Raw genomic sequence first — 4,799 nt, forward strand, 5'->3', positions numbered from 1 at the left:
TGGTCGATCTCGTGGAACATGACCTGCTCCGTGAGACCGAAGGTGTAGTTGCCACGGCCGTCGAACTGCTTGGGGGACAGGCCGCGGAAGTCGCGGATGCGCGGGAGCGCGAGCGACAGGGTGCGGTCGAGGAACTCCCACATGCGGTCGCCACGGAGCGTGACGTGGGCACCGATCGGCTGACCCTCACGCAGCTTGAACTGCGCGATGGACTTACGGGCCTTGGTGACCTGCGGCTTCTGGCCGGTGATCGTGGTGAGGTCGCGGATGGCGCCCTCGATCAGCTTGGAGTCGCGAGCGGCGTCGCCCACACCCATGTTGACCACGATCTTGACGAGACCGGGGATCTGCATGACGTTCTCGTACTTGAACTCGTCACGCAGCTTGCCCGTGATCTCCTCACGGTACTTCTGCTTCAGACGCGGAGTGGTGGTGGTAGCCATCAGATGTCCTCACCCGTCCGCTTGGCAACGCGGATCTTGTTGCCCTCTTCGTCGAAGCGGTAGCCGACACGCGTGACGACCTTCTGACCGTCCTTCTCCACGACCAGCTGAACGTTGGACACGTGGATGGGGGCCTCGGTCGTCACGATGCCGCCGGCCTGGGAACCGCTGGCGGTCGGACCGGCCTTGGTGTGCTTCTTGACCCGGTTGACACCCTCGACCAGGACACGGTCCTCGCGGGGGTAGGCCGCGATGACCTTGCCCTGCTTGCCCTTGTCCTTACCGGTGATGACCTGGACCAGGTCGCCCTTCTTGATCTTCATGCTTACAGCACCTCCGGCGCGAGCGAGATGATCTTCATGAACTTCTTCTCGCGCAGCTCACGGCCGACCGGGCCGAAGATGCGGGTGCCGCGAGGGTCGCCGTCGTTCTTCAGAATGACGGCGGCGTTCTCGTCGAAGCGGATGTACGAGCCGTCCGGACGGCGGCGCTCCTTGACGGTGCGAACGATGACCGCCTTGACGACGTCACCCTTCTTCACGTTGCCACCGGGGATCGCGTCCTTGACGGTGGCGACGATGACGTCACCGATGCCCGCGTAGCGGCGACCGGAGCCACCGAGCACACGGATGCAAAGGATCTCCTTCGCACCAGTGTTGTCGGCGACACGCAGTCGCGACTCCTGCTGGATCACGTCTATCTCCTGATCGTCTGCCGGTTCCCGGCAGGGGCCTCAGTCATGAGCGCCCCTGCCGAGCCTGGCGGAACTGACCTGCGGGTTTGCCCGCAGGAATTACTTGGCCTTCTCGAGGATCTCGACGACGCGCCAGCGCTTCGTCGCGGACAGCGGCCGGGTCTCCATGAGGAGGACGCGGTCGCCGACGCCCGCGGCGTTCTGCTCGTCGTGGGCCTTGAGCTTGTTCGTACGGCGGATGACCTTGCCGTACAGCGCGTGCTTGACGCGGTCCTCGACGGCGACGACGACGGTCTTGTCCATCTTGTCGCTGACGACGAGACCCTCACGGGTCTTGCGGAAGCCGCGGGCCTCTGCAGTCTGCTCAGTCACGTTGTTCTCACTCATCAGGCGCTCTCCACCGTCTCGATGCCCAGCTCGCGCTCACGCATCAGGGTGTAGATCCGCGCGATGTCCTTGCGGACGGCCTTCAGCCGACCGTGGTTCTCGAGCTGACCCGTCGCCGCCTGGAAGCGGAGGTTGAACAGCTCTTCCTTGGCCTCGCGGAGCTTCGCCAGAAGCTCCTCGTTGCCCAGCTCGCGCAGCTCGGACGCCTTGGTACCGGCCGACATCACGCTTCACCTGCCTCGCGCTTGACGATCCGGCACTTCATCGGCAGCTTGTGGGCCGCACGCGTGAGCGCCTCACGGGCGATCTTCTCGTTGGGGTACGACAGCTCGAACATGACACGTCCGGGCTTGACGTTGGCGATCCACCACTCCGGCGAACCCTTACCGGAACCCATGCGGGTCTCGGCCGGCTTCTTGGTGAGGGGACGGTCCGGGTAGATGTTGATCCAGACCTTGCCGCCACGCTTGATGTGGCGGGTCATCGCGATACGAGCCGCCTCGATCTGGCGGTTCGTCACGTAGGCCGGGGTCAGCGCCTGGATGCCGTACTCGCCGAACGCAACCTGCGTCCCACCCTTGGACATACCGTTGCGCTTCGGGTGGTGCTGCTTGCGGTGCTTGACCCTACGGGGGATCAGCATGACGGTCAGGCCTCCGTTCCGGTGCTCTCAGCCGGAGCGGCGGCGGGAGCCTCGGCCTTGGGGGCCTCGGCGCCGGCAGCCTGCTGCGGCTTGCGACCGCGCCGCTCGCCACCGCGGCCACCACGGGCCGGGCGGTCGGAGCCGCCACCGCGGGCCGGGCGGTTACCCGCACGGGCGGCAGCGTTCTCGGCGCGGACCTCGGCGATGTTCTTGACGTCGCCCTTGTAGATCCAGACCTTCACACCGATGCGGCCGAAGGTCGTCTTGGCCTCGAAGAAGCCGTAGTCCACGTTCGCGCGGAGCGTGTGCAGGGGCACGCGGCCCTCGCGGTAGAACTCCGAGCGGGACATCTCGGCGCCGCCGAGGCGGCCACCGCACTGGATCTTGATGCCCTTGGCGCCGGCCTTCATCGCCGACTGCATGCTCTTGCGCATGGCACGGCGGAAGGAGACGCGGGAGGAGAGCTGCTCGGCGACGGCCTGGGCCACGAGCTGAGCATCCGTCTCGGGGTTCTTGACCTCGAGGATGTTCAGCTGGACCTGCTTGCCCGTGAGCTTCTCGAGGTCGCCGCGGATGCGGTCGGCCTCGGCGCCACGGCGGCCGATGACGATGCCCGGACGAGCGGTGTGGATGTCCACACGCACGCGGTCACGGGTGCGCTCGATCTCGACCTTGGAGATGCCGGCGCGCTCCATGCCGGACGTCATCATCCGACGGATGGCGACGTCTTCCTTGACGTAGTCCTTGTACAGCTTGTCGGCGTACCAACGCGACTTGAAGTCGGTCGTGACACCGAGCCGGAACCCGTGCGGGTTTACCTTCTGGCCCATTACCGGGTTCCTTCCTTGCTGCTGACGACCACGGTGATGTGGCTGGTCCGCTTGCGGATCCGGTAGGCACGGCCCTGGGCGCGCGGACGGAACCGCTTCAGGGTCGGGCCCTCGTCGACGTAGGCCTCGGAGATGTAGAGGCTGTCGGCGTCGGTGTGGTCGTAGTTGTGCGCGGCGTTGGCAATGGCGCTGTCCAGCACCTTGCCCACCGGCACCGAGGCGGCCTGCGGAGCGAATCGCAGGACGGCCTGGGCCTCCGTGGCGTTCATGCCACGGATGAGGTCCACCACGCGGCGGGCCTTCATGGGCGTGACGCGGATGTACCGCGCCTGGGCCCTGGCTTCCATGGTTGTCCCTTCAGTTACTTACGTGTCTGAATGCGATCCGCTACTAGCGGCGCTTCGACTTCCGGTCTTCCTTGACGTGGCCCCGGAAGGTGCGCGTCGGCGAGAACTCGCCGAGCTTGTGGCCGACCATCGACTCGGTGACGAACACCGGGATGTGGGTCTTGCCGTTGTGCACCGCGATCGTGTGACCGAGCATGGCCGGGACGATCATCGAGCGACGGGACCAGGTCTTGATGACGTTCTTAGAGCCCGCTTCGTTCTGGGCGTCCACCTTCTTGATCAGGTGGTCGTCGACGAAGGGTCCCTTCTTCAAGCTACGAGGCATCTCAACCCGTCCTTAGCGCTTCTTGTTCGTCTTGCGGCGGCGGACGATGTACTTGTTCGACGCCTTCTTGGGCGAACGAGTACGGCCTTCCTTCTTGCCCCACGGGGACACAGGGTGGCGACCACCGGAGGTCCGGCCCTCACCACCACCGTGCGGGTGGTCAACCGGGTTCATGACCACACCACGGACGGTCGGGCGAACGCCCAGCCACCGCTTGCGGCCCGCCTTGCCCCAGTTGATGTTGCTCTGCTCGGCGTTGCCGACCTCGCCGACGGTGGCGCGGCAGCGCACGTCGACCAGGCGGATCTCACCGGAGGGCATGCGCAGGTGGGCGTAGGCGCCCTCCTTCGCGAGCAGCTGCACGGAGGCACCGGCGGAGCGGGCGAACTTGGCACCGCCACCGGGACGGAGCTCGATCGCGTGGATCGTGGTACCGACCGGGATGTTGCGGAGGGCCAGGTTGTTGCCCGGCTTGATGTCGGCCCCGGGACCGTTCTCCACGGTGTCGCCCTGCTGCAGGTTGCGCGGGGCGAGGATGTAGCGCTTCTCGCCGTCGGCGTAGTGCAGCAGCGCGATGCGCGCGGTGCGGTTGGGGTCGTACTCGATGTGCGCGACCTTCGCCGGCACGCCGTCCTTGTCGTGACGACGGAAGTCGATCACGCGGTAGGCGCGCTTGTGTCCGCCACCCTGGTGGCGAACGGTCACACGACCGGCGTTGTTACGGCCGCCCTTGCTGTGCAGCGGGCGGACCAGCGACTTCTCCGGCGTGGACCGCGTGACCTCGACGAAGTCGGCAACGCTGGACCCACGACGGCCCGGCGTAGTCGGCTTGTACTTGCGGATTCCCATTTCTCAGTCCTCGTCCGATATCGGACGATCCGACCCGCTTACGCGGTCGGACCGCCGAAGATGTCGATACGGTCGCCCTCGGCGAGGGTCACGATCGCGCGCTTGCTGCCGGCGCGCTGACCGAAACCGGTCTTCGTGCGCTTGCGCTTGCCCTGGCGGTTGATCGTGTTGACCCCGGTGACCTTGACCGAGAAGACCGCCTGGACGGCCTGCTTGATCTGGGTCTTGTTGGCGTTCGGGTCGACGATGAACGTGTACTTGTTCTCGTCGAGGAGCGCGTA

11 protein-coding genes are annotated in these 4,799 nt (G+C 66.1%); all 11 read right to left on the reverse strand.

Annotation, left to right across the window (positions count from 1 at the left end):
* The coding region (gene rplE / locus IE312_RS04890) for a 50S ribosomal protein L5 (RefSeq protein WP_229899065.1) at positions 1-443 on the reverse strand (443 nt) is incomplete at its 3' end.
* A complete protein-coding gene (gene rplX / locus IE312_RS04895) occupies positions 443-766 on the reverse strand; it encodes a 50S ribosomal protein L24 (RefSeq protein ID WP_030345434.1) in 324 nt (107 codons plus the stop codon). The genes rplE and rplX, both read right to left, overlap by 1 nt.
* Before the next feature lie 2 nt (positions 767-768).
* Entirely contained in the window at positions 769-1,137 is a 369-nt protein-coding gene (gene rplN / locus IE312_RS04900; RefSeq protein ID WP_003998823.1) for a 50S ribosomal protein L14, read from the reverse strand.
* A gap of 99 nt (positions 1,138-1,236) precedes the next feature.
* On the reverse strand, positions 1,237-1,524 hold the full coding sequence (rpsQ, locus tag IE312_RS04905; RefSeq protein ID WP_009327090.1) for a 30S ribosomal protein S17: 288 nt from the start codon (positions 1,522-1,524) through the stop codon (positions 1,237-1,239).
* Complete coding sequence (gene rpmC / locus IE312_RS04910; protein WP_003974259.1) at positions 1,524-1,748, reverse strand: 50S ribosomal protein L29; 225 nt, start codon at positions 1,746-1,748, stop codon at positions 1,524-1,526. The genes rpsQ and rpmC overlap by 1 nt, the downstream gene beginning before the upstream one ends.
* A complete protein-coding gene (gene rplP / locus IE312_RS04915) occupies positions 1,748-2,167 on the reverse strand; it encodes a 50S ribosomal protein L16 (protein WP_009190136.1) in 420 nt (139 codons plus the stop codon). Before rplP ends, rpmC begins: the two co-directional genes overlap by 1 nt.
* Before the next feature lie 5 nt (positions 2,168-2,172).
* Positions 2,173-2,997, reverse strand: a complete 825-nt coding sequence (gene rpsC, locus IE312_RS04920; RefSeq protein ID WP_030930513.1) for a 30S ribosomal protein S3 — start codon at positions 2,995-2,997, stop codon at positions 2,173-2,175.
* Positions 2,997-3,344, reverse strand: coding sequence for a 50S ribosomal protein L22 (gene rplV / locus IE312_RS04925; RefSeq protein ID WP_037858419.1), 348 nt, complete (start codon positions 3,342-3,344; stop codon positions 2,997-2,999). The genes rpsC and rplV overlap by 1 nt, the downstream gene beginning before the upstream one ends.
* A gap of 43 nt (positions 3,345-3,387) precedes the next feature.
* Positions 3,388-3,669 (reverse strand): 30S ribosomal protein S19, encoded by a 282-nt coding sequence (rpsS, locus tag IE312_RS04930; RefSeq protein ID WP_095748093.1) that lies wholly within the window; start codon positions 3,667-3,669, stop codon positions 3,388-3,390.
* A gap of 12 nt (positions 3,670-3,681) precedes the next feature.
* Complete coding sequence (gene rplB, locus IE312_RS04935) at positions 3,682-4,518, reverse strand: 50S ribosomal protein L2 (protein ID WP_030345428.1); 837 nt, start codon at positions 4,516-4,518, stop codon at positions 3,682-3,684.
* A gap of 38 nt (positions 4,519-4,556) precedes the next feature.
* Positions 4,557-4,799, reverse strand: a 243-nt coding sequence (gene rplW, locus IE312_RS38810; protein ID WP_229899067.1) for a 50S ribosomal protein L23, incomplete at its 5' end; no start/stop codon positions are given.

This window comes from Streptomyces capoamus, from assembly GCF_014654935.1.
In the GTDB taxonomy this organism is placed as follows: domain Bacteria; phylum Actinomycetota; class Actinomycetes; order Streptomycetales; family Streptomycetaceae; genus Streptomyces; species Streptomyces capoamus.

Excerpts from the sequence above, each read along its gene's own strand:
- rplX (WP_030345434.1), bottom strand. The coding sequence starts at position 766 with ATGAAGATCAAGAAGGGCGACCTGGTCCAGGTCATCACCGGTAAGGAC.
- rpsQ (WP_009327090.1), bottom strand. The coding sequence starts at position 1,524 with ATGAGTGAGAACAACGTGACTGAGCAGACTGCAGAGGCCCGCGGCTTC.
- rpmC (WP_003974259.1), bottom strand. The coding sequence starts at position 1,748 with ATGTCGGCCGGTACCAAGGCGTCCGAGCTGCGCGAGCTGGGCAACGAG.
- rplP (WP_009190136.1), bottom strand. The coding sequence starts at position 2,167 with ATGCTGATCCCCCGTAGGGTCAAGCACCGCAAGCAGCACCACCCGAAG.
- rpsC (WP_030930513.1), bottom strand. The coding sequence starts at position 2,997 with ATGGGCCAGAAGGTAAACCCGCACGGGTTCCGGCTCGGTGTCACGACC.
- rplV (WP_037858419.1), bottom strand. The coding sequence starts at position 3,344 with ATGGAAGCCAGGGCCCAGGCGCGGTACATCCGCGTCACGCCCATGAAG.
- rpsS (WP_095748093.1), bottom strand. The coding sequence starts at position 3,669 with ATGCCTCGTAGCTTGAAGAAGGGACCCTTCGTCGACGACCACCTGATC.
- rplB (WP_030345428.1), bottom strand. The coding sequence starts at position 4,518 with ATGGGAATCCGCAAGTACAAGCCGACTACGCCGGGCCGTCGTGGGTCC.